Annotated in this window: 25 protein-coding genes; 4 read left to right on the top strand and 21 right to left on the bottom strand. The window is 53.7% G+C overall.

Features of this window, described 5'->3' with window-relative positions; translation table 11 throughout:
- Nucleotides 1–393 precede the first annotated feature (393 nt).
- Together LKH74_RS11805 and LKH74_RS11800 are read right to left on the bottom strand one after the other, a co-directional pair.
- Nucleotides 394–783, bottom strand: a complete 390-nt coding sequence (locus tag LKH74_RS11805; protein WP_287708581.1) for a CvfD/Ygs/GSP13 family RNA-binding post-transcriptional regulator — start codon at nucleotides 781–783, stop codon at nucleotides 394–396.
- Between the two features lie 38 nt (nucleotides 784–821).
- Nucleotides 822–1,415, bottom strand: a complete 594-nt coding sequence (locus LKH74_RS11800; protein WP_287708580.1) for a peptidylprolyl isomerase — start codon at nucleotides 1,413–1,415, stop codon at nucleotides 822–824.
- A 128-nt stretch (nucleotides 1,416–1,543) separates the two neighbouring features.
- On the opposite strand from LKH74_RS11800, the gene LKH74_RS11795 reads away from it, so the two are divergent.
- A complete protein-coding gene (locus tag LKH74_RS11795; RefSeq protein WP_135367732.1) occupies nucleotides 1,544–2,053 on the top strand; it encodes a phosphatidylglycerophosphatase A family protein in 510 nt (169 codons plus the stop codon).
- A 129-nt stretch (nucleotides 2,054–2,182) separates the two neighbouring features.
- Nucleotides 2,183–2,848: a VTT domain-containing protein gene (locus LKH74_RS11790; RefSeq protein WP_287708579.1), complete on the top strand. Its 666-nt coding sequence runs from the start codon at nucleotides 2,183–2,185 to the stop codon at nucleotides 2,846–2,848.
- A 66-nt stretch (nucleotides 2,849–2,914) separates the two neighbouring features.
- Here the strand turns inward: LKH74_RS11790 and LKH74_RS11785 are convergent, their stop codons facing one another.
- The 16 genes from LKH74_RS11785 to LKH74_RS11710 all read right to left on the bottom strand — a co-directional run bounded on the left by LKH74_RS11785 (nucleotide 2,915) and on the right by LKH74_RS11710 (nucleotide 17,531).
- Nucleotides 2,915–3,544 carry a TIGR01906 family membrane protein gene (locus LKH74_RS11785; protein ID WP_287708578.1) on the bottom strand — a complete coding sequence of 210 codons (630 nt, stop codon included), beginning with the start codon at nucleotides 3,542–3,544 and terminating at the stop codon, nucleotides 2,915–2,917.
- Complete coding sequence (locus LKH74_RS11780; RefSeq protein WP_287708577.1) at nucleotides 3,537–4,331, bottom strand: TIGR01457 family HAD-type hydrolase; 795 nt, start codon at nucleotides 4,329–4,331, stop codon at nucleotides 3,537–3,539. The genes LKH74_RS11785 and LKH74_RS11780 overlap by 8 nt, the downstream gene beginning before the upstream one ends.
- A gap of 12 nt (nucleotides 4,332–4,343) precedes the next feature.
- Nucleotides 4,344–5,030, bottom strand: a complete 687-nt coding sequence (locus tag LKH74_RS11775) for a YutD family protein (RefSeq protein ID WP_287708576.1) — start codon at nucleotides 5,028–5,030, stop codon at nucleotides 4,344–4,346.
- A gap of 9 nt (nucleotides 5,031–5,039) precedes the next feature.
- Nucleotides 5,040–6,419 (bottom strand): bifunctional metallophosphatase/5'-nucleotidase, encoded by a 1,380-nt coding sequence (locus LKH74_RS11770; RefSeq protein WP_287708575.1) that lies wholly within the window; start codon nucleotides 6,417–6,419, stop codon nucleotides 5,040–5,042.
- 105 nt (nucleotides 6,420–6,524) lie between these two features.
- On the bottom strand, nucleotides 6,525–7,133 hold the full coding sequence (locus LKH74_RS11765; RefSeq protein ID WP_135367726.1) for a metallophosphoesterase family protein: 609 nt from the start codon (nucleotides 7,131–7,133) through the stop codon (nucleotides 6,525–6,527).
- A gap of 11 nt (nucleotides 7,134–7,144) precedes the next feature.
- Nucleotides 7,145–7,993, bottom strand: a complete 849-nt coding sequence (locus LKH74_RS11760; protein ID WP_135367725.1) for an aldo/keto reductase — start codon at nucleotides 7,991–7,993, stop codon at nucleotides 7,145–7,147.
- Between the two features lie 659 nt (nucleotides 7,994–8,652).
- Nucleotides 8,653–10,065: an amino acid permease gene (locus LKH74_RS11755; RefSeq protein WP_287708574.1), complete on the bottom strand. Its 1,413-nt coding sequence runs from the start codon at nucleotides 10,063–10,065 to the stop codon at nucleotides 8,653–8,655.
- Nucleotides 10,066–10,869: 804 nt separating this feature from the next.
- Entirely contained in the window at nucleotides 10,870–12,060 is a 1,191-nt protein-coding gene (locus LKH74_RS11750) for an acetate/propionate family kinase (RefSeq protein ID WP_135367723.1), read from the bottom strand.
- 15 nt (nucleotides 12,061–12,075) lie between these two features.
- A complete protein-coding gene (locus LKH74_RS11745; protein WP_287708573.1) occupies nucleotides 12,076–13,098 on the bottom strand; it encodes a class I SAM-dependent methyltransferase in 1,023 nt (340 codons plus the stop codon).
- Between the two features lie 288 nt (nucleotides 13,099–13,386).
- Nucleotides 13,387–13,815: a prepilin-type N-terminal cleavage/methylation domain-containing protein gene (locus LKH74_RS11740; RefSeq protein WP_287708572.1), complete on the bottom strand. Its 429-nt coding sequence runs from the start codon at nucleotides 13,813–13,815 to the stop codon at nucleotides 13,387–13,389.
- Complete coding sequence (locus LKH74_RS11735; protein ID WP_287708571.1) at nucleotides 13,812–14,021, bottom strand: hypothetical protein; 210 nt, start codon at nucleotides 14,019–14,021, stop codon at nucleotides 13,812–13,814. Before LKH74_RS11735 ends, LKH74_RS11740 begins: the two co-directional genes overlap by 4 nt.
- Nucleotides 13,999–14,436: a type II secretion system protein gene (locus LKH74_RS11730; protein WP_287708570.1), complete on the bottom strand. Its 438-nt coding sequence runs from the start codon at nucleotides 14,434–14,436 to the stop codon at nucleotides 13,999–14,001. The genes LKH74_RS11735 and LKH74_RS11730 overlap by 23 nt, the downstream gene beginning before the upstream one ends.
- On the bottom strand, nucleotides 14,426–14,737 hold the full coding sequence (gene comGC / locus LKH74_RS11725; protein WP_135367718.1) for a competence type IV pilus major pilin ComGC: 312 nt from the start codon (nucleotides 14,735–14,737) through the stop codon (nucleotides 14,426–14,428). The genes LKH74_RS11730 and comGC overlap by 11 nt, the downstream gene beginning before the upstream one ends.
- Nucleotides 14,730–15,782: a type II secretion system F family protein gene (locus LKH74_RS11720; protein ID WP_287708569.1), complete on the bottom strand. Its 1,053-nt coding sequence runs from the start codon at nucleotides 15,780–15,782 to the stop codon at nucleotides 14,730–14,732. Before LKH74_RS11720 ends, comGC begins: the two co-directional genes overlap by 8 nt.
- Nucleotides 15,721–16,680, bottom strand: coding sequence for a competence type IV pilus ATPase ComGA (gene comGA, locus LKH74_RS11715; protein ID WP_287708568.1), 960 nt, complete (start codon nucleotides 16,678–16,680; stop codon nucleotides 15,721–15,723). Before comGA ends, LKH74_RS11720 begins: the two co-directional genes overlap by 62 nt.
- A 110-nt stretch (nucleotides 16,681–16,790) precedes the next feature.
- Nucleotides 16,791–17,531, bottom strand: coding sequence for a YebC/PmpR family DNA-binding transcriptional regulator (locus LKH74_RS11710; protein WP_135367716.1), 741 nt, complete (start codon nucleotides 17,529–17,531; stop codon nucleotides 16,791–16,793).
- Between the two features lie 283 nt (nucleotides 17,532–17,814).
- Between LKH74_RS11710 and LKH74_RS11705 the strand changes: the two genes are divergently transcribed.
- Nucleotides 17,815–19,293: an ABC transporter substrate-binding protein/permease gene (locus LKH74_RS11705; protein WP_287708567.1), complete on the top strand. Its 1,479-nt coding sequence runs from the start codon at nucleotides 17,815–17,817 to the stop codon at nucleotides 19,291–19,293.
- A complete protein-coding gene (locus tag LKH74_RS11700; protein WP_135367714.1) occupies nucleotides 19,286–20,026 on the top strand; it encodes an amino acid ABC transporter ATP-binding protein in 741 nt (246 codons plus the stop codon). The genes LKH74_RS11705 and LKH74_RS11700 overlap by 8 nt, the downstream gene beginning before the upstream one ends.
- A gap of 310 nt (nucleotides 20,027–20,336) precedes the next feature.
- Here the strand turns inward: LKH74_RS11700 and LKH74_RS11695 are convergent, their stop codons facing one another.
- The 3 genes from LKH74_RS11695 to LKH74_RS11685 all read right to left on the bottom strand — a co-directional run.
- Complete coding sequence (locus LKH74_RS11695; protein WP_287708566.1) at nucleotides 20,337–24,437, bottom strand: leucine-rich repeat protein; 4,101 nt, start codon at nucleotides 24,435–24,437, stop codon at nucleotides 20,337–20,339.
- Nucleotides 24,438–24,890: 453 nt separating this feature from the next.
- Nucleotides 24,891–25,100, bottom strand: coding sequence for a hypothetical protein (locus tag LKH74_RS11690; RefSeq protein WP_287708565.1), 210 nt, complete (start codon nucleotides 25,098–25,100; stop codon nucleotides 24,891–24,893).
- A gap of 56 nt (nucleotides 25,101–25,156) precedes the next feature.
- A partial coding sequence (locus tag LKH74_RS11685; RefSeq protein WP_287789068.1) for a hypothetical protein occupies nucleotides 25,157–25,851 on the bottom strand: 695 nt, incomplete at its 5' end.

Below are 25,851 nucleotides of genomic sequence, written 5' to 3'. Positions count from 1 at the left end.
TTGATACCAAGTATCAAACCGCCCTACACATATTTGGTTTGTCGAAACAATGTTCAGTTTTCAAAGGTCTACCAAGTTATCAGAGAAGCAATCGCTCCGTGACAACTTTTAAAGTATATCATGTTGTTTAAAACGTGTCAACAACTTTTTCAATTTTATTTGAATATTTATTCAACATCCAATTGCTTAACTGAAATTTCTGTGACGCTTCGTGACAACATAAATCATTGTATCAGTTGTCGTTTAGCTCGTCAAGCACAAATTTTAAATTTGAATGACTATTCAATAATTTGTTATTTATGCATTGGCTGTCTCAAACAGCAACAGGTAATATCTTACCAATCATCGTTACCGAGGTCAAGTAAAAACCTGAAAAAAATAAAAAGCCCCCTCCTAAGAGGAAGCTTGATTGTGGTCTAAACGTTGCAGTGCCTCGGTTTTCCACCCTGCTAAGTGCTCAGCAATTGGCTTGAACCCAATGTTAACGCGGTGGTTCGTCCAGTAATGACGGTGTTGATGTTCCGGCGGCTCTTGCGTGTACTTCGCGTGCTCCAAACACCGTAAAGACAGGCTGATTTTTCCCGTGAACTCATCAATATCCAAGATCACCACGTTCACTTCTTGATTGACCTTTAAATAGTCATGAATATCTTTGACGTAGCCACAATGACATTCGGAAATGTGAATCAGGCCCTGACGATGACCGCCTAGGCTGACAAATGCCCCATAGGGCTGAATCCCCGTAATGTGGCCAGTGACGCGTTGACCAATTTGAAACGGCATCGTCTTGACCTCCTTATCATCATGCATGACTGACATCCCTAGTCAGCTTCTTTGACCGTCACCTTGTCCATCGTGACTTGGGTTGCAGGTTGGTCGCTGGCATCCGTCTTGACCTGGGCAATGGCGTCCACGACATCCATGCCATCAGTCACTTGGCCAAAGACCGTGTGACGGAAGTCTAGCCAAGGCGTCCCACCGTCTTTGTAGGCGTCCACGATTTCATCTGGGAAGCCGGCATCCTTCATTTGGCCTTGCATTTGCTCGGTCATGTCCTTGTCTTGGACGATGAAGAACTGACTACCATTGGTGTTGGGACCAGCGTTGGCCATGGAAACGGCTCCCCGCAGGTTGTATAGCTCTTGGGAGAACTCATCTTCAAATGGTTGTCCCCAGATGCTTTCGCCACCCATCCCCGTACCGGTTGGGTCGCCACCTTGAATCATAAAGTTAGGAATGACCCGATGGAACGTCAAGCCGTCATAGTAGCCCGCCTTGGCGTGGGTCACAAAGTTTTCAACTGTCTTTGGTGCTTGTTCGGGGAAGAGTTGCAGCTGAATGGTCCCCATGGACGTTTCAATCGTTACTTGTGGACCCCTGGCGTTAGCCAAATCAATTTGTGGAAACTTTGTCATAATTATCCTCCATATCTTTTAAAACACTTTCTGCTTATCTATTATCACCGCCAACCGTTAAAAATGCAACTGACAGCATCGGTGGTATACTGGGAGAACACGAAACAATGAAAGGAAGTCTCTATTAAATGACAAAACCAATGACGGCGTTAAGGCAACGGACCATTGACCTGCTGAACCAGCGCGGGGTCCAGTTAACGGACATCGCGGCCCTCGTGATCTTCTTGCAAAAAGATTACATCGCCGATTTAACTCCGGCGGATGCCTTGGAAAGTGTACAGACCGTGCTCCATAAACGTGAGGTACAAAATGCGGTCATCACCGGCATCCAATTAGACATTGCCGCTGAACAGCACAGCTTACTGGAACCCCTGCAGACAATCGTCGAACGCGACGAGGGCCTCTACGGTGTCGATGAGACCATGGCCTTATCCATCGTCGATATCTACGGCTCCATTGGCTTCACCAATTACGGCTACATCGACCGCGTCAAGCCAGGTATCCTGGCCAAGCTCAACGCCCACGAACCGGGCATCATCCACACCTTCTTGGACGACCTGGTGGGGGCCATCGCTGCCGCGGCTGCCGCGCGTTTGGCCCACGATGACGCCGGCGAGGAGGACACGCCCTTTAAATAGTTACCTGACCGACCTGACCAGTGGCGGTGAAACCTGACAATTTTCTTAAGTTTCGCCGACGCTGCTGACGGTGAGATCAAAAGCTTCTACAATAGTGGTTGACTAAATTAATGCATAAGGAGACTCTCAATGGGATATTTAATCGATTTTGTCTTACACATCGACGACCACCTGGTCAATATCGTCAATACGTTTGGCGGTTCCACATATTTCATCTTGTTCGCCATCGTTTTCGTTGAAACTGGCGCGGTCATTCTCCCATTTCTTCCCGGCGATTCGTTACTGTTCGCCGCGGCGGCTTTGGCTGCGAATCCCGCCTATGGCCTGAACATTTGGTTCTTTGTGGCCCTGTTCTTACTCGCAGCCATTGGTGGCGACTCTTTGAACTTCTACCTGGGCGGTAAGGCTGGCGCCGCGTTGTCCAGCCACTCCTGGTTTGGCCGTTTGATCAACAAGGACAAGCTGGCCCAATCGGAAAGATTCTTCCGTAAACACGGTCCGTTGGCCATCTTCTTAGGCCGGTTCATGCCGATCATTCGGACTTTCGTGCCTTTCACGGCGGCGGGGTCGCAATTCCCCTACCAGCGTTTTCTAAAATACAACGTGAGCGCGGCACTGACCTGGGTGGCCATCTGCTGCGGGGGCGGTTACTTCTTCGGTAACATCCCCTTCGTCAAGGCCCACTTCTCTGCGGTCGTGCTGGGCATCATCGTGATTTCCTTGATTCCCGCCATCGTGGGTTGGCTCAAGGGACGACACCCCGCGACCCCAAGCAGGCTCCCAGAAGACGACTAAATCTTAACTAAAAGCGTTTGACCCGACAATCCTGTCAGTCAAACGCTTTTTTCGTATCCTTTTAAATTAAGCACGCTTAATGGCAACCCGGGCCCGCCAGTACAGCAGTGCCAGTCCGGCTTCAAACAACCCGAACGCCAGAACAAAGCAATGCAGGAAAAAGGTGTCCGGCAGCGCGTTGATGATGGGGTCCAAGTCGGGGTCAAAGATCCAGTCGTTGTTGCGGAACAAGACCTCGTGAAAGGCGATGAAGAAGCCATCGAAGTTCACGGCTAACATCGCCCCGAGCACTAGTGGCACGACCGCCGCCACCTGGACCGGCCGTAACAAGCGCCACTGCTCGGCCCGCCGTTTTAACTGGCGCAGGTAGAGAATTGCCGGTGTGAGACTGAGTAGCAATACCCCATTGTTCAATAAGAACAGGTTTTTCACGTCATGAAAATGGATCATCCCCGTAAATGACGTGGGAAAATTGGTCATTTTCAGGTCCGTGACCCACGGTAACTCCAGGTAGCCCAACATCTGATAATAGTTGTGCATAATCTTGGCCGGGGTCATCTGGACCTCTTGGGTGATCTGCAGCCAATGAATGTCCAACCGATACAGCCACACGGCATTGATGGTTAGAAAAATGCTGAGAGTGACCAGCGCCAAGAACAGCGCGGTCAGGCCGCCCCACCGTTGTCCTCTAGTCAATCGGCCCCGCCTCCAGATCCCAATGCGCCAGGTCCGGTACCGTGTAGGTTGGCGCCACAGCCTGTTGGGCCACTTGGGCCGGCGTTGAGACCCCAGTATACGTCAGGAGGGTGTCCACGCCCGCGTGAATGCCGGCCAGGATGTCGGTTTGATAATTGTCACCGACCATGATGGCGTCAGCCGGCGCCACGCCCAGTTGTTGTAAGGAGTTTTCCAAAATAATCGGTTCCGGCTTGCCCACGAAAATGGGTTCGGTCTGCGTGGCGTACCGTACCAGGTCGACCAAGGCTCCCGCTCCGGGCATCAAGCCCCGGGCCTTGGGAATGTTGGAATCCGAATTGGTGCCGATAAAGGTCGACCCACTGCGAATCGCCAGGATGGCCTTAGCAAACTTCTCGTAAGTCACGTCACTATCCAAGCCGACCACCACGTATTCGGGATGGTCCTCATCGACGGTAAAGCCCTTGGCGGCCAACGCCTGGCGTAAACCAATCTCACCGACCACATAGACGGTGCGTTTGCCCGTAGTACCGGCACGCTGGTCCAAAAAGTCCGCCGTCGCCAGTCCTGCGGTGTAGACGTTGTCCGTGGTGACGTGGATGTCATGGTTATCGGCCAAATTGGCCACCACGTCGACCGGGAGTTTGGTGGTGTTATTCGTCACAAACTTGAACGGGATGTGGGCGGCCTGCAGGCGTTCCACAAACTGTTTGGCCTTGGGGTACCGCTTGCTCCCCGCGTAAATGGTCCCGTCGAGATCAATCAAATATGCCTGATACTTTTTCACTGCCAACTCTCCCTAATCTTCTTTTTTACGAATGGTAAAATGCCGCCGTCCCTGACCACCGGAAGCGACCGTCACCGTCTTTTGACTGTTGGGCGTCGGCTTAGCGACAGGGCGCCGCTCTTCGGTGTAGGGATGGTTGGTGTTACGATGGCGCCGTCGTGACCGCCGCCGGTGCGAACCGTTCCCGTTATTGCCATTGCCGTTAGCGGCGTGGGGCTTGGTTTCGGCCTTTGTGGTCCGACTTGCTTCTGCCTTAGGTTGCGCCTGCTTGTCGTTCGCCCCGTTACGCGAATTGCGCCGACGTCGCGAGCGCCGTGGCTTGGGTGCCGATTTGACGTCTAAGTTGTGCAAAATAAAGTAGGCACACCCAAAGTTGCAGGACTCATACAGGTAGTCTTGCACCGCGTCGATTTGATTTTGCTTGGCGCCGGCCCGGTCCTCGGCGTAAAAACCCTTCAATCGGAGCTGTTCGAAGCCCCAGTCACCCACAATATAGTCATATTTACTCAGAATCGTGCTGAAGCGCTGGGCAAATTCCGTGAAGTCAAAGCCGTTGCGCACGTCAGTCACCAATTCATAAGGATGGTTGTTAATGGCAATGTGAGTCTCGTCCACCCGCACCACTTCGGCGGCTGGCTCTCTGTTCTCCTTTTGCTCGGCAACGAGTGCCTCTAAATCCTTACGATCCACCGTCGTCATCCTTTCTGGTTACGATAAGGGATAGTGTTTGCCCAAGTATTTGGCGAACACTTCCCGTAATAAGTCTTGATATAAAATGTGATTTTTACCCACGATCGAAATCGTCGGGAAGAACGGAATAAACAGATAGTGATCCAATCCCGCAATCGTGTACTGCTTAGTCGGCGATAACGGTTCACCCCGCCAAGTCACGGCATGGGTCTGCGCATCATAAGCGATACCCAGGTAGTTGAGCTCTCCGAAGATCTTCCCCCGAAAGCCCATCCCCTTTTGCGGGAAATACCGTAAGAATAACCGGGCCAACTCGAATTCTTGGACCAACCGCCACAGGTCATAGCCACTCAGCGTAATGGTCATCACGTGCATGTTGTGGGGCAACAGGTCGTGGAGTTGTCTTTGCGTAACGATACCACGGGGCAGGTCGTGCAAAAATAACCCAGCATTGAGCACCGCCGCATCAGTCCCAGCGTATTCCGCAATAGCATGTAGGCCCTCGCGAATCAGTTGCGAATCGCCCACGGGATTGGCCTCCAGGTCGACGGGCAAATTGGCCACGCGCTGTTCCGACAAGATCGACTCACCCAGCTGTTGTAAGCCGTCGATTTCGGCGGCATCCCCGGGCGCTACCGGCAAAGTGGCCGTTTCCACCACGCTGGCCTGAGCCCGTGTCACCCGGTGATCCGTCAATTCCAGCGTGATGCGCCCGACGTAGCGCCCCCATTTCCCGGCGGCCGCCAGCAGACTATGCTGGTCTTTTTCGCCATGGGGCAACAAGTGATGGGTGTGACTGCCAATGATGACGGTCACCTGCGGAAAACGTTTGGCGATCTTGCGGTCCACGTCTAACCCCAGATGGGACAACAAGACGCACACGTCGAATTGACCGGCGTAGGTCTGCAGCAACCGCGTCAACGCCTCCTGGACGCCAATCGGCTGCCACCCGGCCAGCGGATACGTAAGGTGATACGGCGCCGTTAAGCCCAGAACTAAGACTCGCGTCCCGGCTGGCGTGGTAAACACCTTGTGATCGATGGCCCACTTTGGTTGCTCATGGGTGTCGCCGGTCAAAATATTGCCTAAGATGACCGGAAAATTGGCGTGGTCATACAAATGGTCCAACTGCGGCCGCATGAAGCCTAGCCCCTCGTTATTGCCAATCGTTGCCGCGTCATAGCCAATTTGGTTCATCAGCTCAATATTTTTTTTGCCGACCGTGGCCTCGCTCAGCGGATGGACCCGGTCGATGTTGTCACCCAGGTCAAACGTGTAGACGGTATCGCCAGCCTGGTGCGCGCTTTGACGCGTGGCCGCCAGATATCGCCGAATCCGCGGCCAGTTCTCAAAGTGCGAGTGCAGGTCGTTGGTATGCAAGATGGTAATCCGTTCCATGTCTCTCAATCTCCTCTTAACACTGAGTTTAATCGTACGGCATTGGGGGAAAACGGTCAAGCACAAGCGCTAGTCCCGGTCAAATTTCATCGCGGTGGTTCGCGGCTATTGTTTATCCCGAAATTCTTGGGCCTTGCCGACCACCATCTGCTCGATCTCACTGGTCGAAAATGGCGTGCCAAACGGCAAGGGCCGGTCCAAATACTGTTGTTCCGGCGTGTCGACCCCGACGTTGATATTTTCCTTGACGGGTACCGCGTAATGGTGGATGTGGCCGTGCAGGTTGATGATCTGCTTGACAATACCTAGCATCATCGGGTAGTGCGTCATGTAATACTGCCGGTGGTCGTATTTGATCAGCACCCCGACGTCGTGGAAGGCAAATTTGGGCTGGCCGTGGTCGATGGGGTTATGCGCCGCCAGGTACTTGAAGAGCGCCCGGCTGTCATGATTGCCCTTGATCAGTTCCAGATGCCCGTTCAGCTGGCTCAACACGTCGCACACGGCCTCATCGGACTTGACCGCTGGCTTGGTGAAGTACAACGCAATGTCCCCCAGATGATAAACGGTGTCCGTGGGGGCCACCCGGGCGTTCCAGTTGTCAATGATGGTCTGATTCATTTCGTCCACGTCGGCAAAGGGCCGCGGGGCAAAATCACTGTTACCCAGTAGGTCCTTGTGAAAGAAATGTGTATCTGACGTAAAAAATTCCATAAGTGCGCCCCCTAAAGAATGTCGAGTGGTTGTTTACTAGTCGGTGCTGGGAACTGCTGGTCCAGTAGCGCCAATTCAGCCGGCGTCAAGGTCAACTCCCCGGCCGCGATGTTTTCATTCATGTGCGCGACCGAACTGGTTTGCGGAATCGCCAAGACGTCTCCTTGACGAATGACCCACGCCAACAGGATCTGATAGACCGTCACGTGGTGCTGGGCCGCCAGCTGCTTGACCACGTCATTGGTCGCCAAATGATGGCCCCAGGAATCCCCCTGAGCAATTGGCGAATAGGCAATGAATGGCAGCTGATGTTCCCGTTGCCACGGCAAGACGGCGTACTCAACACCCCGACTGCCTAAGTGGTACAGGTCTTCGTTGGCCACCGCCTGCGCGCCATTGGGGAGCTGCCACAGCTCTTTCAAATCGTCGATATCAAAGTTGGACACGCCCCACGCCCGAATCTTACCGGACTGTTGCAGGCGCTGTAATTCATCCACCGTTTCGGCCAACGGCACGCTACCGCGCCAGTGGTACAGGTAAAGGTCCAAGTAGTCCGTCCGCAGGCGCTTCAAACTGGCCTCCAGGCTCGCCGCCATCCGTTGACGGGAGGCATTTTCGGGAAGGACCTTAGAAATGAGGTAGAGCTGCTGCCGGTCAATGGGCGCCAACGCTTCGCCAACCAGGTCCTCGGCACGACCAGACCCATACATCTCGGCTGTATCGATCACCCGCGCTCCCGCGGCAATCCCCGCCTGAATCGCGGCAATCTCCGTTTCTCGTTGGGCCGGTCGGTCGCCCATGTGCCAGGTTCCAATGCCAATTGCTGGGACCTGTTGACCATTAATCGTGACTTGTTTCATTTTACGACACCCTCTGTTTACTAGACTTTTTTCGCGGGGCCTGGGACAAAACTTCCCAGACCCTCCGCGTCACTTTTACATAGCTGAAACGTGCACCAAAAGTCAGCCGGTTCCGCTCAAAACTGCTAGCCGGCTAATCGCGTTTTGGTCCACTCTCAATTTGTTTCAATACACTTTCTATCCTAGCACTTCCCCCGGTTTTTCGCTGGCTTCGGCGCCTTGGTTTTTAGCCTTAAGTTAATGAAGGATAGTGCGGAGCTGGCCGCCTTACCGTTCGTCAACTATGGGACTGGAACGCGGTGGGCGGACCGGTCGAGCCAAAGAACGGTCTCGCCCTCGCTTTGAGCCGAAACACACGTCTCAAAGACGCCAGTTTCCTAAGCGGCCCAAACCACCGCTAAGGAAACTCCCACGGCTGAGCCCATAGTTGACGAACTCTCGGCTACAGTGATACTGGTCAATTACCACCGGTTTAACGCCTGGCGTCGCAGTCAATACTGGCCATCACCTAGTCACCGCTAAGCAATTTTCGCCAGATATGGTACCTGCTGTCAGTAGCTAAATCACTATCGTTTTGAAGCCCAACGACCTAGCGCTACTGCCAGGCCACATAAAAAGAGACCAGAACAACCACCGTTCCAGTCTCTTCACCAGTTATTTTATTTTAAATCGGAATCATCCGAACTCATCGACACGGGCTTTTCTGCCTCGCGTCGATCCTTGAGGTACTTGCCAATGCTCAGGGCTGCTAGCCACACGACCGAGCCGACCAGAGCAATCAGCGTATCTGTTCTGAAGACCAACACGATGGCGACCATTGCTAGGAAGGCCAAGATGAAGTAGTCACTCCACGGGAACAGGGGCATGTGGAACTTGTGAGTGACTCCCGCTGCCAGTTGCTGACGCTTGTATTTCAGATGGGCCACCACGATGGCACCCCAGATGAACAGGAAGCACGTCGTCGCCACACTGGAGACGAACGCGAAAACGTGGCCGGGGATGATGAAGTTCAAGAAGACCGATACCGCAATGATCAGCGTGGAGAAACGCAGTGCGGGCACCGGTACCTGGGCGCGTGACAGGGTCCCCATGCGCTTAGCAAAGCGACTCTTGCCGCGATACGTCAAGGAAAATAGCATCCGCCCCGTCGTGAACAACGAGCTGTTGCAGGCTGAAGCCGCCGCAGTCAGGACCACGAAGTTAATGACGGCCGCCGCCGATTGAATTCCCACATTCTTGAAGACTTGCACGAAGGGACTGCTGGTTGGTGTTACAGCCTGCCACGGGTAGATGCACATCAAGGCCAACAGTGAGCCCAGGTAAAACAGGATGATCCGCATCGGAATCTCGTTGATGGCCTTGGGCAAGACCTTCTTGGGATTGGCGGTCTCGGACGCCGTCATCCCCACCATTTCGATACCGACAAAGCTAAACAGCACCATTTGGAAAGACAGGAAGAAACCCTTGGCCCCGTGAGCGAAGAAGCCGCCCGTCGCCAGATTGGTCACGCTGGCGTGTCCGGCAGGTGTTGGGTAGTGGACCGCCACCATATAGGCTCCAGCCAGGATCAAGGCCACAATGGCCACGATCTTAATAATGGCAAACCAGAATTCCGTCTCGCCAAACGCACTGACGGTCACGGAATTGAGCGTCAAGAGAATGGCCAACAAAACCAGCCCCGTCACCCACTGTGGCAAGTGCGGGAACCAAAACTGCATGTATTGACCAGCCGCCGTGATTTCGGCCATGGCAATCGTGATCCAGCAGACCCAGTAAGTCCACCCGGCCACGAAGCTCATGTTGTCGCCCAAGTAGCGTTGGATAAAGTCAATGTAGGAATGCGCATTTAAATCTGAGAGCAATAGCTCCCCCAACGCCCGCATCAACAGGAAACACATGATGCCCGTCACCATGTAAGCCAACAAGATCGATGGCCCAGCGAGGTGGATCGATTGACCGGCCCCCAAGAATAGCCCCGTCCCGATTGTGCCCCCCAGCGCAATCAGTTGGACGTGACGACTCTGAAGGCCACGTGAGAACTCCTGATTATCATTCACTTGACTTTTTTTCATCTTAATCGCCCCTTTGTTGAAATTCATTATACACGGCCAAGGGGGGAATACTAGTACCCGCACTGGTTGGTTCGGTAAATTAAGTAGCTATGAAGCCCGGCATTGACGACTTTACGTCAACATTAAACGTTTTAAGTGAAAATTATTCAACTATCGATGAACACTCCTTGTTGCGGCATATTGGGGTGGAATTGGCTTGGTCTGGCAACATTGGAGAAAGCTGGCCGCCTTACCGTTCGTCAACTATGGGACTGGAACGCGGTGGGCGGACCGGGCGAGCCAAAGGACGGTCTCGCCCTCGCTTTGAGCCGAAAACCACGTCTCAAAGACGCCAGTTGTCTAAGCGGCATGAACCGCGCCGCTAAGGCAACTCCCACGGCTGAGCCCATAGTTGACGAACTCTCGGCTACTGAAGTGTTTACCAACAGCAGTCGGCTTAACCCTGGACGACTGGCGTGTCAGCTAGATTCTAGCCACCACCAGTTTACTGATAGACGTCAATTTGCCGGAGAAAATCAGCTGTGTCGGCGGTATTAGCTGAGGCTTGGTCTTAGCCTACAGCACGGGACGACTTGAGGGACTGGCGGGCTTTGTCAGGCTCTCGAGCGAACCGAAAGACCGCTTCTCAGACTGGAGGTGTTCCCCAGAGCAGGTCCCACCCTAGCCTGACGCAGACGTCTGGTTTCCTAATCTTAGTGGGTAGGCCCCTGTCGTTTCCAGAGTCACCCCGCTAATTTTAGGGCCAACCGCTTAATCCCAAACAAAAAGGCCGCCGCCCATTTGGGACAGCAGCCGTAATTGTCATTATTTACGTAAGCGTTCGATATCACGCACGATCATTAACTCTTCGTCGGTTGGGATCAATAAGGTCTTGATCTTCGAACCATCTTTACTCAAGTCACGTTCAACCCCACGAATGTTGTTCTTTTCAGGGTCAACGCCAATGCCGAAGTAGGTTAACTTGTCAGCGACTTCTTGGCGAATCATAATATCATTTTCACCAACACCGGCCGTGAAGACGATGGCATCCGCGCCACCCAATTCAGCGAGGTAAGCCCCGACGTAACGAACGATCCGGTTGATGAACATATCCCGGGCTAATTTGGCCCGTGGGTTCTTAGCTTGGACCTTTTCCAGGTCACGCATATCGGCAGACACACCGGAAACCCCGATCAACCCAGACTTCTTGTTCAAGATGTTGATCATGTCGTTTGGCTTGTCGATGTTTAATTTTTCCATCAAGTAAGCCACTAAGGATGCATCGATGTCCCCAGAACGGGTGGCCATTTCGATCCCGGCCAGTGGCGTGAAGCCCATGGACGTATCGTAGGACTTGCCATCCTTGATAGCGGTGATTGAGCCACCGGCACCCAAGTGCATCGTGATGAGCTTCAAATCCTTCAACGGCTTGCCTAACATGGCAGCGGCCCGGCCAGCAACGTAACGGTGGCTAGTCCCGTGGGCCCCGTACTTCCGTGCCCCAAACTTTTCGTAGTATTCATAAGGAATCGCGTACATGTAGTTTTCTTGCGGCATGGAGGTGTGGAATGACGTATCAAAGACCGCCACACTCAAGACGTTAGGCAAGATCTTCTTGAAGGCTTCGATGCCCAAGACTGCGGCTGGGTTGTGCAGTGGCGCATATTCGGACAGGTCCTTGATCTTTTGCAAAACGTCATCGTCAATGACTGCGGAATCGGTGAAGTCTTGCCCACCGGCAACGACCCGGTGACCGATCCCCGTAATTTCATTGAAGTCGGTGATGATGTTTAAGGCCGTCAGTTGGTCCAACATCAATTGGATAGCGGCACTGTGGTCGTCGATATCTTCGTGCGTTTCGTACTTTTGGCCGTCACCGTACTTGATTTCAACCAAAGAGTTACCCAAACCGATCCGGTCGATAGCCCCTTCGGCAATGACCGTTTCTTCAGGCATTTGGAACAGCTTGAACTTTAAAGTGGAGCTGCCGGCGTTAATTGCTAATGATTTTCCCATGTGGTATTTCTCCTTTTATGTGCGATCCGTCAATAGATTTTGTTCTTCCCACTGGACGATTTCCGCAACAAACTTTTGGAACGCTGATTGATTCTTAAATGATGGGAACTCTCCCAACATGACTTGTTCAACTTGCTTGGCGCCGGCCCCCGGCTTCTGTAAGATCAGAATAGCCTTTTGGGCGTTGACGTTAGCAAATAGCTCACTTGGCAGGTTCAATAACCCTTGTAGGTAAGCGTTATTGGGGAGCCATTTCAGTAAGTTAGGGGCTTGTTCACTCTGGAACAGCTGTGATGGCACCAAGAAGACCCCGAAGCCGCCGGGCGTCAATTGGTTCATCGCTTGTTCCAAGAGCAAATGGTGCACGTAGGTGTGCCCAGACTTGGCCGCGGTGTGGAAATTGACCGCGTTGTCATCGACTGGGTAATACCCGATCGGCAGGTCCGCCACGATCAAATCGCTGGCGGGCACTAACAACCGCTCTAAGGCATCCTGGTGGACCAATTCCACCGGTACCCGTTGGAGGTCGCTGGACGTTTGCGCGATGGCTAACATGGAATCATCGTTATCCACCCCGTACGCGTCAATCTTACCAGTCACCACGCCCTTTAGCTGTGAAATCACGGCGGTTAGCAAGTTGCCCGTCCCTACCGTGAGGTCCAGTAAGGTCAAGTGGGACTTGCCCTTTTCCAGCCGGGTCACCAAGTACCCCATGATGTAAGCAATCGTATCAGGCGTTAACTGATGATTGGCTTGGATTTCGTCGATGCGAATCGCCTTTAACATGGCCAGTTGCACCGCCCGCCGAACCGTTTCGCTATCAAAGCTTTGCCAATCGGCCTGTTGATAGAGGTCGGTCAGTTTGGCCACGGTCTCCTGATCAGGGCGACCGTCTTCAACTTGAACTTGTCCGTTTAAGAGGTTATCTCCCGTCTCAACGAACGCATCTAAATAAGATGTGCTTAGCGCTGCTTGTAAGGTCGTCGTTGACTCATCGAGGACCTTAAAGAGCGCTTCAGTCTGTTCTTGTGACAGCACGCTTCGCCTCCTTGTGAATTTTCCATAACACATGTATCCGCTATCTATACTACCGATTTTTCAATCGTTATTCAAGCAATCTTTGTGGCGAATCCAGTTTTCACGGCAAAGAGCGGTGCTCGGATCGCCGTTTTTTCACATGCGTAGGTGTCTGGCGTAAAATCAGTTGCGTGCTGGTTTGAAAATCCTGTTCGAGCTGGTGGGTCGTCTCCCGTCTAGCGGTCAGCCCCACGCCGACCACACTAATGAACAAACTCACACTCATCAGGAAAAATAGCGCCCACAGGGTCAAGAACCCCTGATGCCGCGCAGATCGACCAGCGTGGTTTGGGCCGGGAGCCCGGCTTGCTTGAGTTCTAATCTAACCACTCCTAACTTAAGGGTCTGCCAATGGATCGCCGTCACGTGCCGCAGTAGTGGATAATAGCCCCGCTGATGGGCATTGGTGATCTTAAGGGTCCCGCGAGCGTCGACTCTGAGCACGGCCTCATGGTCATCGCGCTGGTCGCGGACCACTAAGACGTCATCGCTGGTTCGGACCAACCGGTAACGTCCGTCCTGCTCGAGGGCCCGCACGACCTGATACCAGGCGATGGGGTCGCGTTCGATGGGGCGTAAAAAAGCCCGGTTGAGGCCACTCACCAACACGAACATCCCCGCGGCAATCACCAAGGCCAACACCGTTTCAATCAGGGTAAAGCCCTGGCGCGGCCTCATTGCACCGCCAACCAGCGCTTCAAGGCGTCATCGTGCTGACGCCGGACTCGTTGTAGCTGGACCTGGCGTTGGTGTTCCAAGCGGTGCGTCGTTTGTAAGAAGCTCTGAGCCAGCATGACACTGGTCGCCACAATGCTCACGGCTAACAGGGCGTCGGGCAAGACCCAGCCCTGCCGGCGGTGGTTACGCGTTTTCTGGTGCCACATAAAAGAGTGCGCCTCCTAACTGAAAGGTTTGTTTGAGCATTTGATGATTCGCCGAGCTGTACCACCGCAGCGTTTGGGCCTTGGTCGCCCCCGACAAGTAGATGGGCCAACGGCCACTGTCGCCTTGTAGGTGCAAGGTCGGTGGGATTCGCAACCGCCCCACCACCCGGTCCGTCTGGGTGGTCAAGAGCACTTGCCCACGTTGGGACTGAACCTCGGCCGTCAGTGGCTCGTGGTGATGCAGCGCGTATTGTCGTCCCGCCGTCCACATCCGCTGCCAGGCCGGCCAAAAGGCGCGCTCAGCCATCAAGGCTCGATGGGGCGTGCCTTCAAAGCTCACCAGGGTGGTCAGTCCGGTCACGATGACCAAGACCAGCAGCGTTTCGACCAGCGTGAAGCCGTGCCTATTTCTCATCGGTCACGGCCCGGTCGTCGACGATCTTGATGTGTTCCTCCTGAGCGCGTTTGGCCTGGTCCGCTGTCAGGTATTTTTCCTTGGTCAGCGCCGCATAATCCACCAGGTGGTGGCCGGGATGATCCTCCAAGTAGGCCGTCACCTGGCCTTGGACCACCGTGACCATCGCATGGCCGTGAATCTTACTGGCCCGCTGACGTTGGTTGTTGAGGTTGGGTAAGATCACGAGAATCAATAAGGAAATAATAAATAGGACAATCGTCATTTCAACTAGGGTGAACCCCTGGCGTCGTTTAGTCATGATAGACCCCCTGTAAGTCTTGATACATCGGCAACAATAGGCTGAGGTAGGCGCCCACGATCAACAGCGCCACGATGCCCAACAAGATCGGTTGTACCAGGGCCAAGGCCCGTTCCAAGCGACGAACCAGCTCCCGGTACTGTAGCTGACTAAAGGCGTGCAGCTCGCGGGCCAGTTGCGGCGGCGTGCTACCCTTACTGAGAAACACCACGACCTGACCGGGAATAAAGGGCTGTTGGCGCAACCAGCCGACCGGAGACTGCCCGACCGTCAGTTGCTGCGTCAACACCCCGGCCAGCTGATACAGCAAGGCGCGTTGCGGTAATTGTCGCAAGACTGCCAGCATCTGCTTGACGCTCAGGCCGCTGCGCACCAATTGGCTCAGATTGGCCGTCAGGTAATAACCATAATAAGCCCGCAAAATGGGGCCCACCACCGGCACTTGTAGGTACAGGCTGGCCAATCGCAGACTGGGCTGACGGCGCCACCATTTGCCGGCAAGCATCAAGCCAAGCACGCCCAGACCGACACCCCCGCCCCACAGATACCGTTGCCAACCGGTACTCAGCGGCGCACTGGGGGCCAATCCCTGTTGTAGCTGTGGCAAGATACCCAGCTTGAGGGTCGCAAATAACCCGATCATCCCTAAAAATAGGCCCACCGGATACGCCAACAATTGCCGAAATTTTTGGCGTTGCGTCGCCAGTAAGCGCAAGAACCCGGCCGCCTCCGCCAAGGCTGGACCCAGGTCCCCATAGGTCGTCGTCAACCGCAACTGAAAGCACACGTTGGCCTGCAAATAGGGCGCCACCAACTCGACTAGTGGCTCGCCGTTTTGCAGCCCCGTCTCAATGGCGGCCAAGTCCGCCGGAAACCGACCGGCCACGGTCCGCAAGAAGGTCACTGCTTGTTGCAGCGAAAAGCCACTGGCCAGTTGATCCGCCAGTAACTGGCAAAACCGGGCCTGCGTGGACAACGGCCACCTACCCGAACTGGAACCGTTGCGCCGTTGCCAGCGAGATTTGATTGGTACGAACTGCTTCATCAAGATGTTTTTGCCACCCTTCCGTCATGCTTGTGGTCGTCCACAAGTCTGTGCCGTGTAACATATCCAATAAGACCGCGGGACCGGCCGCCACTCGCGGTAAGAGTCGCTGATAACAGCTGGCAGTCAAGACCTGGCGCAGCTGGCTGGTCGCAATCCCCAGGTCCTGGAGGCGACTGATGGCGCCCGCCGCATGCTGGGCGTGGACCGTACTCAAGACCAAGTGGCCACTTAACGCTGCGCGAATCGCCGCTTGAGCCGTGGCGGCATCGCGAATCTCGCCGATGATAAAGACGTCTGGGCGATGACGCAACCCTACCTTGATCAAGGCCTCATAGGTCATCCCCGCCGCCGGATTGACCTGAAGCTGCATGAACCGCGGCTCCTTGATTTCAACCGGGTCCTCCACGGTCAACACGACCGCACTGGCATTCAACTGACTGGCTACGTGATACAGCGTCGTGGTCTTCCCCGCTCCTGTGGGCCCCGCGAGCAACACCAGCCCCCGGTGACTGGCCAATGCCTGCAGTTGGGCCTGTTGGTTGGGCACCAAATACGCGTTAGTCGTTAAGGCATACGGGTAGATCAGCCGAATCACCAGCGATTCACGGTTGGCGAAATCTCCGACCGTGGAGAACCGCAACTCAATGGGCGGCGGACCCGGCCAGGTCATGGCCCCGACTTGTGGTCGCCGATTCTCACTGACCGTCATGTTCGCGTGAAATTTAAAATAGCTGATCACCTGACGGCCGCGGTCTGCGGGCAACGTTTGCCAAGCCACCAGTCCCGTCGCGTGCCGCAAGCGAATCTGGTAGCTATCGGCCTGCGGTAAAATGTAGATGTCACTAGCCGTTTGGCCCACCGCCGCGGCCAGCAGTTCGTCGATCAAAGTCTGCATGGGTCTCCTCCTCATTTGGGCGCTTTAAGTTAACTCCGTAAAAACCCCGCAGAATTTTTTATTTTTGGCAAAAAAAAAGAAGACCCCCGCAGGAATCTTCTTTCGTCAAGCTAGTCTTCAACGTTTTCTGGCAAAACGGCTGCTTCATAAATATCGGAAACATCGTCGTTATTTTCCAATTCGTCGATCAGGCCTTGGTACTGGGAAGCCTTGGCTTCTGGTACTTCAGTCGTGTTTTGTGGGAACATCCGCACTTCGGCCGTGTCGAGCTTGTAGCCCTTGTCTTGTAAGGCGTCCCGTACGGCAATTTCGCTCGAAGGATCCGTGTAGATCTTGAATTCTTCGTCCGTGGTTTCCATGTCGTCCGCCCCGGCGTCTAACGCATCCATCAACATCGTATCTTCATCCGTATCCAAGCCGTCACGTAAGATAACAATGTAACCCTTACGATCAAACATGTATGAAACGGAACCCGCCGCACCGAGTGAGCCACCGTGGTGCGTGAAGGCAGAACGCACAGCCGCAGCCGTCCGGTTCTTGTTATCCGTTAAGGCAGCAACCATGATTGCTGTCCCGGCTGGACCGTAGCCTTCGTAGGTGATTTCTTCGAACTTGGCGCCACCAACACCAGAGGCCTTGTCTAAAGCCCGCTTGATGTTTTCCTTGGGCATGTTCGCTGCCCGCGCCTTGTCCATTTCCAAACGAAGTTGAGGGTTACCGTCGGGATCAGGACCACCTGCTTTTGCAGCTTGGTACAAATCACGTGAGATTTTTTGGAAGATTTTTCCACGTTTTGCATCCTGAGCATTTTTCCGGCCCTGGATGTTATGCCATTTAGAATGTCCTGACATCGTAACTCCTCTTTTCTAAAATTTTATTAGATATCCGTTCCGTATAAAACAGACACTGTTCATATTAGCACTTACTCCCGCGGCATTCAATTGTCTTGCCCATTTATTCTGTATTCAACAAAAAATGTATAAAATACACCTCGCTTTGCTTTAAAACGGGCATTTTCACCTGAATAATCGAATAATTAATGCATAAAAACTGGTTTTTCAAAATAAATCTTGTATAAATAAACGAAACCGGCTATAATCAAGGGCAACAATAAAAATATTGAGGAGCTTTTATATGAAAAAGAGATTGGTCTTATTCCTTGCTCTGATGTTGACGCTGGTCATGGGCGTAAGTACCCTGACCACCACGACGGCCAGTGCCGCCAGTGACAACTCACTTGCCAAGGTTCAAAAGAAAGGGACGCTGGTCATGGGGACCTCGCCCGATTACCCGCCGTATGAATTTCAAGCCACGGTCCACGGCAAGACCAAGATTGTCGGGATGGATGTCGCCGTCGGTCAGAAGATTGCCAAGGACTTAGGCGTCAAGCTCGTGGTCAAATCCATGTCGTTTGATTCCTTATTAGTCGCCCTCCAAACGGGTAAGGTCGACATGGTCATCTCCGGGATGAACCCTACGCCAGCGCGGCGGAAGAATGTTTCCTTCACTCACACCTACTACCAAGGTGGTTACAGCATCGTCATCAACAAGAGTGACAAGGGCATTTATAAGGATAAGGATTCTTTCGTGGGCAAAACCATCGGTGCCCAGACCGGGTCGACCATGTACAACGAATCCAAAAAGCAAACCAGTGGCACGACCGTCAAAGGGATGACCTCCGTGTCCGATCTGATCTTGGCGCTACAAAGTCACAAGATCCAAGGGGTCGCCATGGAAAAGCCATCCGCCCAGGCCTACGTAGCCAACAACAAGGAACTGGCCGCCATCCCCAGCAATTTTGATTTAAGTGCTTCGGATACCAGCGCAGCCGCTGCCTTTGCCAAGGGCTCCACGTCATTGGTCCAGGCCGCCAACAAGTCCGTCGACCAGATCAAGCGACAGAACCTGGTCAACAAAACCTATCTGCCCGCTGCTGGGAAATACTTAAAGACCAACACGGTGAATACCAGCATGTTACACTACTGGAAAGCCTTCTTGACCGGGGTTGAATACACCCTGATCATCACGGTCTGCTCCGTATTCTTCGGTTTCATCTTAGGGGTGCTCTTGTCTTTGGCCCGGATGGCCCGTGGTGGCGTCTTCAAGACGGCGCTCCGGTGGTTAGCCACGGCCTACGTTGAATTTATTCGGGGCACGCCAATGATGGTCCAAGTCATGTTCGTTTACTTTGGCTTAGGCCTCATCGTCAACCTGCCAGCCCTGACCTCTGGGATCATCGCCATCTCCTTGAACTCTGGGGCCTACATCGCCGAATACATTCGGGGCGGAATCAACTCCGTGGACGACGGTCAAACCGAAGCCGCACGGAGCCTGGGGATGTCCAGTGGCGCTACCATGCGTTACGTAGTCTTACCCCAAGCCTTGAAGAACATCTGGCCGTCACTGGGGAATGAATTTATCACCCTGATCAAAGACAGTTCCATCGTCTCCATCATTGGGGTCTCCGAACTGATCTTCCAAAGCAACATTGTACGGTCTGACACTTATCGGGGCGTGGCGCCGATCGCCGTCATCATGGTCATTTACTTCGTCTTGACCTTCACGGCGTCTCGTCTACTGAACTACTTCGAAAGGAGAATGCAACATGACTAAACCCATTATTGAGGTTAAAAATCTCGCCAAGAGCTTTGGCGACAACCAAGTGTTAAAAGATATCACGGAACAAGTCAATCCCGGGCAAGTCATTGTCGTCATTGGCCCTTCTGGTGGTGGGAAGTCGACCTTCCTGCGTTGCTTGAACCTGCTGGAACACCCCACCAGTGGTGAAGTTGACTTTGCCGGCGAGAATCTGACCACGCTGGATGACAAACGGGTCAACGAACTGCGGGAACAAATGGGGATGGTCTTTCAAGGCTTCAACCTCTTCCCCAACATGACGGTGCTGGAAAACATCAAGCTGGCACCCATGAAGGTCAAGCACGTCGACGATGCCGCGGCCACCAAGCAGGCCCACGAGCTCTTAAAGCAAGTCAACTTAGATGACCACGCCGACGCCTTCCCCACTAGCCTTTCCGGTGGTCAGGCACAACGGGTCGCCATTGCGCGGGCCTTGGCCATGGATCCCCAGGTCATGCTGTTCGATGAACCGACCTCTGCCTTAGACCCTGAAATGGTCGGCGAAGTGCTCAACGTCATGCAAGAACTCGCCAAGCAAGGGATGACCATGGTCGTCGTCACCCACGAAATGGGCTTTGCCAAGTCCGTGGCCGACCGCGTTTGGTTCATGGCCGATGGCTACGTCCAAGAAAACAACACGCCCGACGAATTCTTCAGTAATCCGCAAACTGATCGGGCCAAAGACTTCTTGTCTAAGATTTTAATGTAACCTATACTAAAGAGCGCCCTCACAATCCGTAGTGGTTGTGAGGGCGCCCTTTTTAGTGCCTAAATCGGCTGTTACCCGAGAACCTGGTCGCCTACCGTTCGCCAGATATAGGTTGGCACGCTGGAGCCAAAAAGCGGTCTCGCCGCCTCGCTTTGAGCCTAGAAACGTGTCTCAAAGTAGCCTCATGGCTGAACCGTACGCCAACAAACAACCGCAAGCCAAAAGGCGTAGTCCCAGTCACCAATCGTGTCTAGCACTACGCCTTTAAACTAACGCTTTTTAACCAGGTCTCACCTGGCAGAGCAACTGCTTATTCATGCCGCCGCTTGCGGAAACCGGTCACTCCCAGACTCCCTAACAGCAGGCCTAAGATCGCCCAGCCCGCGGACGTGTGTTCGTTGGTCTGCGGTAACTCAGTCTGTTGAGCAGCGGATGTTCCCGTGGCGTCCGGCTGAGATTGTTCAGCGGTTACGGCTGATGCTGGGGTTGCTGTAACGATTTTGGCTGCCGCCCCTGCCGTGTGAACCGCCGCAGCTGGATCCGCTTGAATCGTCGCGCCGATGCCGTTGTTGTGGCGGTCCAGTGTGGTCTGCGCGCTGTGCTTGGCCACAATAGCGATCGTCGCGCCGGCCCCATCCTTTTGCACGGCCCGGTCACTGATGATGTCATGAACCTCATTGCCCGGGGTCGTGGGTTTGGTTGGGGTGACTGGCTTGGTCGGCTTTTCCGGATCGGTCGGATTCGTCACGTCCGGCGTTGAAGGGTCAGTCGGGTCCGTTGGGTCCGTGGGATCGGTGGTATTGCCGCCATCCCCGGTATTGGCCGCAACCACGTGGAGGGTTACGGTTTGGGTGACGCCACCATAGCTCAGCGTCACGGGGTAATCCCCGGCCTTCGTGGTATCCGCCTGACTCAGGTCCACCGTAATGTCCGTGACGGGTACCGCTTGAGCATTGGTATCCGTCGCACTTGCCTGGAAGTCCGCCGCAGTTGGCGTCTTGCCGCCCGCCGTCATGGTGTAGTCGCTCCCGGTCAACGTGGGGTCTACCGAGTTGATGGTCAACTTGCCCAAATTGGCGGTTCCGACCGTGTAGTTGGTATTCAACGCACTTGTATCTAATTGATAGGCATAAGTCCCCGCGGTTTCACCGGCCACCCGGGTCACGGTCAATCCTGAATTACTGACGGCCTGATCATCGGCCCCCACAATCGTCACTACTGGCGTAGGGTCCGCTTCACCGGCATCCTTGCTGGCATCAGCGACCGTCACCGTCAGGGCTGCCGGCACAATGTCTAGGGTCGCATCAGAGCCCAAATCCGTCCAGTCAAAGTAACTACTGGCGGGCACCTCAGCCTGGAGCCGCGCAATCGTGTCCGGATTCAAGATAACTTGGTAGGTCCCGACATTTGGCAAGGCAGCCGCTGTCAAGCCCTCTGCCGTTTGTGAGGCGTTGGCCGCAGCGGTCGGCGCCACAATCAAGTCACCGGCCTTCAAGGTGTAAACGAAACCGTCGGACAAGATGACTTGGTATTGGGATGGGTCCACGACAGGATCGCTCCCCGTATAGGTCACCTCAGAGTACCCCGTCAGCGTGTAGGTGGCTTCGCGTTTGACCACCGTGACGATGGCGGTCGCCGAATTGCCATCGCCGTAGCTGTAGGTCACGCTGTATGTGCCCGCAACTTGAGTCACATCGTCGGCCGTGACGGGATTGCCATTGGCATCGGTGATCTTGACCGTCAAGTCAGCCGGGTCGATTGGCGTACCGTCCGTCATTTCCGCGCTCACCACGTTATCCGTCGGCTGCCAGCCATCCCCGTACCAAACGGTCGAGTTGGCCACCTTGATGTGTGGGTCGTTTAAGACGACTTGGTAGACCCCGGTGTAGGTCGTTCCGGTGGTATCCGTCAGCGTCCAATTAAAGGAGAAGACAGCCGTATCAGCGGGAATGGTGAACTGGCCATTCTGGTAGGTGACGCCGTTGCTCAAATTCGTCAAGACCAGGTCGTCATTGGTCAACTTGCCCACGGCCGTCTCAAATAAATCGTCAATTGACTTGAGCTGGGCGGTACTGGTAAAGATCGTCGCCGTTTGATTCTGCGCCAAGTTGGCCTGGCCCCCCGGCAACGATACCGTCGTCAATCGGTTGTAATCAAAGGCACTCTTCCCCACCGTCGCCGTAGCGGGCACGAACACGCCACTGAGCTGATTCCCAAAGAAGGCCTGTTTGCCAATCGTGGTCACCGCCGTGGGGGTCAGATCCAATTGACCCGTCAAACCGTTATAGGCAAACGCGCTGGTCCCAATCGTGGCTAACTGCGTATCCGCACTGACCGCTAACGTGGCCAAATTGTTCCCGGCAAAGGCCAGGTCACCGATCGTCACCAGATTTTCCGGCAACGTCAAGGTCCCGGTCAGACCCGCGTATTCGAAGGCTCCACTCTTAATGGTCGTCAGGGCGGTGGCCTGCGTGGTGTCAATGGTTTGAAGAGCCGCATCGTAGGTAAACGCGTTGGCCCCGACCGTGGTCAAGCTGGCTGGCAAGTTGATCGTCGTCAACGCTGTGTTGGCCAGAAAAGCCTGGTCGCCAATCGTTTCCAAGCTGGCCGGTAGGGTCACGTTGGTCAGGTAAGAATCGTAAATAAACGCCGCGTTGCCAATCGTCTGCAGCTGACTGTCAGGCGCAAAGGTGACCGTGGTCAGCCCAGAAATCGTGTTGCCATCGGCATCCTTGCTGGTCATGGCGCCAAAGGCATAGTCGCCGATACTCTGCAGGCTCGCCGGTAGGGCCAACGTGGTGATTTTGCCATCGTAGGTGAAGGCGTAGTTGCCAATGCTGGTCAGCCCGTTGCCAAACGTAACGCTGGTCAGCGCCGTGTCGCCCGCAATCATGCTATCGCCGTCCGCATACGTGGAAAAGGCGTAGTCACCGACCTGCTTCACGCCGTCGCCCAACGTCACACTGGTCAGGCTGGTTGCGCCAGCGAAGGCCGCCGTGCCCATGGTTGTTAACGTCGGAATCGACAGGGTCGTCAGGCTGGCATCGTTAGCAAATGCCATGTCGCCGATGCTTTGGAGCTGCGTCGCTTGACTGAAGTCGATGGTCGCTAAATTGCTGTTATACTTAAACGCCGCAGTGCCAATCGTCTGTAGCGTTGACGGTAAGGCCAGGGAGGTCAAATCGGTCCCCAGAAATGCCATGTCGCCAATACTTTGGAGTTGCGTTTCCCCCAGGTTAGCTTGCGTGAGCTGGCTATTGTATTCAAAGGCACCATTGCCAATCGTCGTCACGGTGGTCGGCAGCGTCAGCGAGGTCAAGCCATCACTGACGAAGGCATTGTCCCCAATCGTCGTCAAGGTATGGTTTTCGCTGAGGTCAACCACCTGTAAGTTGCCCAGGTAAGCAAACGCGTTGGCCCCGATGGTAGTAATGCCATCGCCGATGATAACGGTCGTGACGTTTTTGTTGCGGTCTACAGAAGATGCAAAGGCCCCTGGCGCAATCGTGGTGACCTGATACGTCTTGCCATCAGCGCCGGTGACGGTCGACGGAATCACCAACGTGTCACTGGTCGCTTGACTCAATAACCCATTGATGGTCGCCGTTAACGTGGCCGTGTCATAGGTAATGTCAAAATTACTTTGATCCGTTACCGGCGTCACCGCAGCACTGGCCATCATCGGGGCGGCCAGAGGCGCCGTGGCGGGCACTGGGGTCTCAGTATTATCAGTGCCGTCACCAGCGGCTAGCGGCACGTCATCCAGTAATGCCTCCTCATTCACCGGTTCCACGTTAGCTGCATCTGCCGTTGTCGTTGAATCAGCGTTCGGCGTTGTGTCAGAAGGGGTGTCGTCCGCTGCGGGTGCTGGCGTGGTATCCGCGTCTGGATCCGCTGTGGGTTGCGCCGTCTCGGCATTGGTCTCAAGGTTGGTGTCAGTGTCAGTGTCAGTGTCAGTGTCGGTGTCGGTGTCGGTGTCAGTGTTCGTATCGGTATCCGTATTCGTATCAGCAGGCGAATCTGTATCGTTACCAGCGCTGGCATCGGCATCCTGATTCGTTCCGTCGTTCACATTGTCACTGGACGTCGACGAATCGTCGGTCGTGGTATCGGTCGTATCCGTTTTGTCCGTCGCATTTTCAGTCGTATCAGTCGATTTGTCAGTATCAGTTGTCGTGTTGGAACCGTTCCCACTTGTCTGTGAAGTTTTCAGGACGGTTGTGGTGCCCGCCGTCGCACTAGAATTGGTGGTAGTTTGGCTGGCACTGTCATTGCTTGGTGCCGTGTCCGCATGAGCCGACATATCCTGTCCAACTGCGGTTCCCAACCCAACGGCCACGACCGTAATGGCTGCGAAAACCCAGTGCTTGCCATCCTTGTACATCTTGTAATGTTGCTTCGTTTGCATCATTGCTTGCCCCTCTCACAATTGGGGTCCATTGTCCCCCAAGCCCATTTATCGTCAACTAAATGATTGGCTTCACAATCCCTCAACTTGTATTTTAGCGGTCCAATTTATCGGTGCAACTAACCGCCATTTATGAAACCATGTTAGTCGCTAAGCCTTACTAAACCGCCAACCGTTTGTCAGTCTGCTTTATTTACACTACCTGGCTGTTCACACGATAAATTTATTTACAAGTAATTCTATAACTTAGTTTGGATAGGGTCAATCGTAATTGCAAAAAAAGTTAACTATTTTAATGGAATTCAAAGTTAACTAATTGTCTAGGGGGTCAATCATTGCATTTTACAAGGAAATCTACCGTTTTTGCCTTAAGCGTTGGCTAGGAGCTCTTAATTTTGACCGTAAGACAAAAAGTCCCGCCATCCAGACAATTACGCTGAACGACGAGACTCATAATTATTCACTTATAGCCCAATCCATTTTCTCTGTCGAAATGACCTTACCAACTGGCGATGCCTTAGCCGAAGTCTTAGTTACTGAGCGCTGCTTACTTGGCGTACTCTTTGAGCTACTAGCAGACACCCCTTGCCCCTGTGACGCACTATTGGCACAGCCACCAACAATGATGCCTAACGCTACCAAAGCCACGATTGTCTTCTTCTGCATCCTACCATCCCCTCGTCCCAGTTAAGAAATCAACTGTCGATCGACAATAAATTCATCTACTTATAATCATTAATCGAGTAAGTAATACTTTCCTCGTCAACATCCGTAAAGAACTTCACATGACCCTTCCGATAAACATCAACGTACCCACCGCCATCAAAGCCTAGTGTCTCCAATCTAACTAATTTCTTATTCTTAATTGAGTAAAAGCGGTTTTGAGTCCCATCAACGCTTGCGTAATCATACTCATGCTGCACAAGATACTTTGTTCGCAACTTTTTCTTGTTGGTTGTCGATTTCCAGGGCGTTCGCCGATACTTGTATGTTTTTACCTTAACCGCTCGTCCGTTACGGAAGTAAATCTTGGTGGGGCGATTGTCCATACTGATAATCAGCACTCTAACAATTTGATTTTTCCGGTTCTTAACCAGATAAGCGCGTTGTTGTAACGATAAGCTATCATTGACACCAACCCGATTCTTCGTTGATTTCTTACTTTGAACCTTGGTGACAAGATGTTCGTGTTTCTTCAACTTCAATAGTTGTTTCCCCGGATCACGGTATTTTCCCGCAATAAGTGTATGCCGAGCCTTATAGACCCAGCCTAGCTTTCGTCCCTTTGCAGTTTCTAAGTACACATAATGCAAATTTTTATGCGTAATCAGTTCCTTGGTCGCATACAACTGCTGGGTGGTCAACCGATCGAAAACGTGAGTGATGTAAGTATACGCTTCCGTATACGCCGGCCGGT

This window comes from Levilactobacillus sp. (genome assembly GCF_022646225.1).
GTDB lineage: Bacteria > Bacillota > Bacilli > Lactobacillales > Lactobacillaceae > Levilactobacillus > Levilactobacillus suantsaiihabitans.
This window is presented reverse-complemented; position numbering and strand designations above follow the sequence as displayed.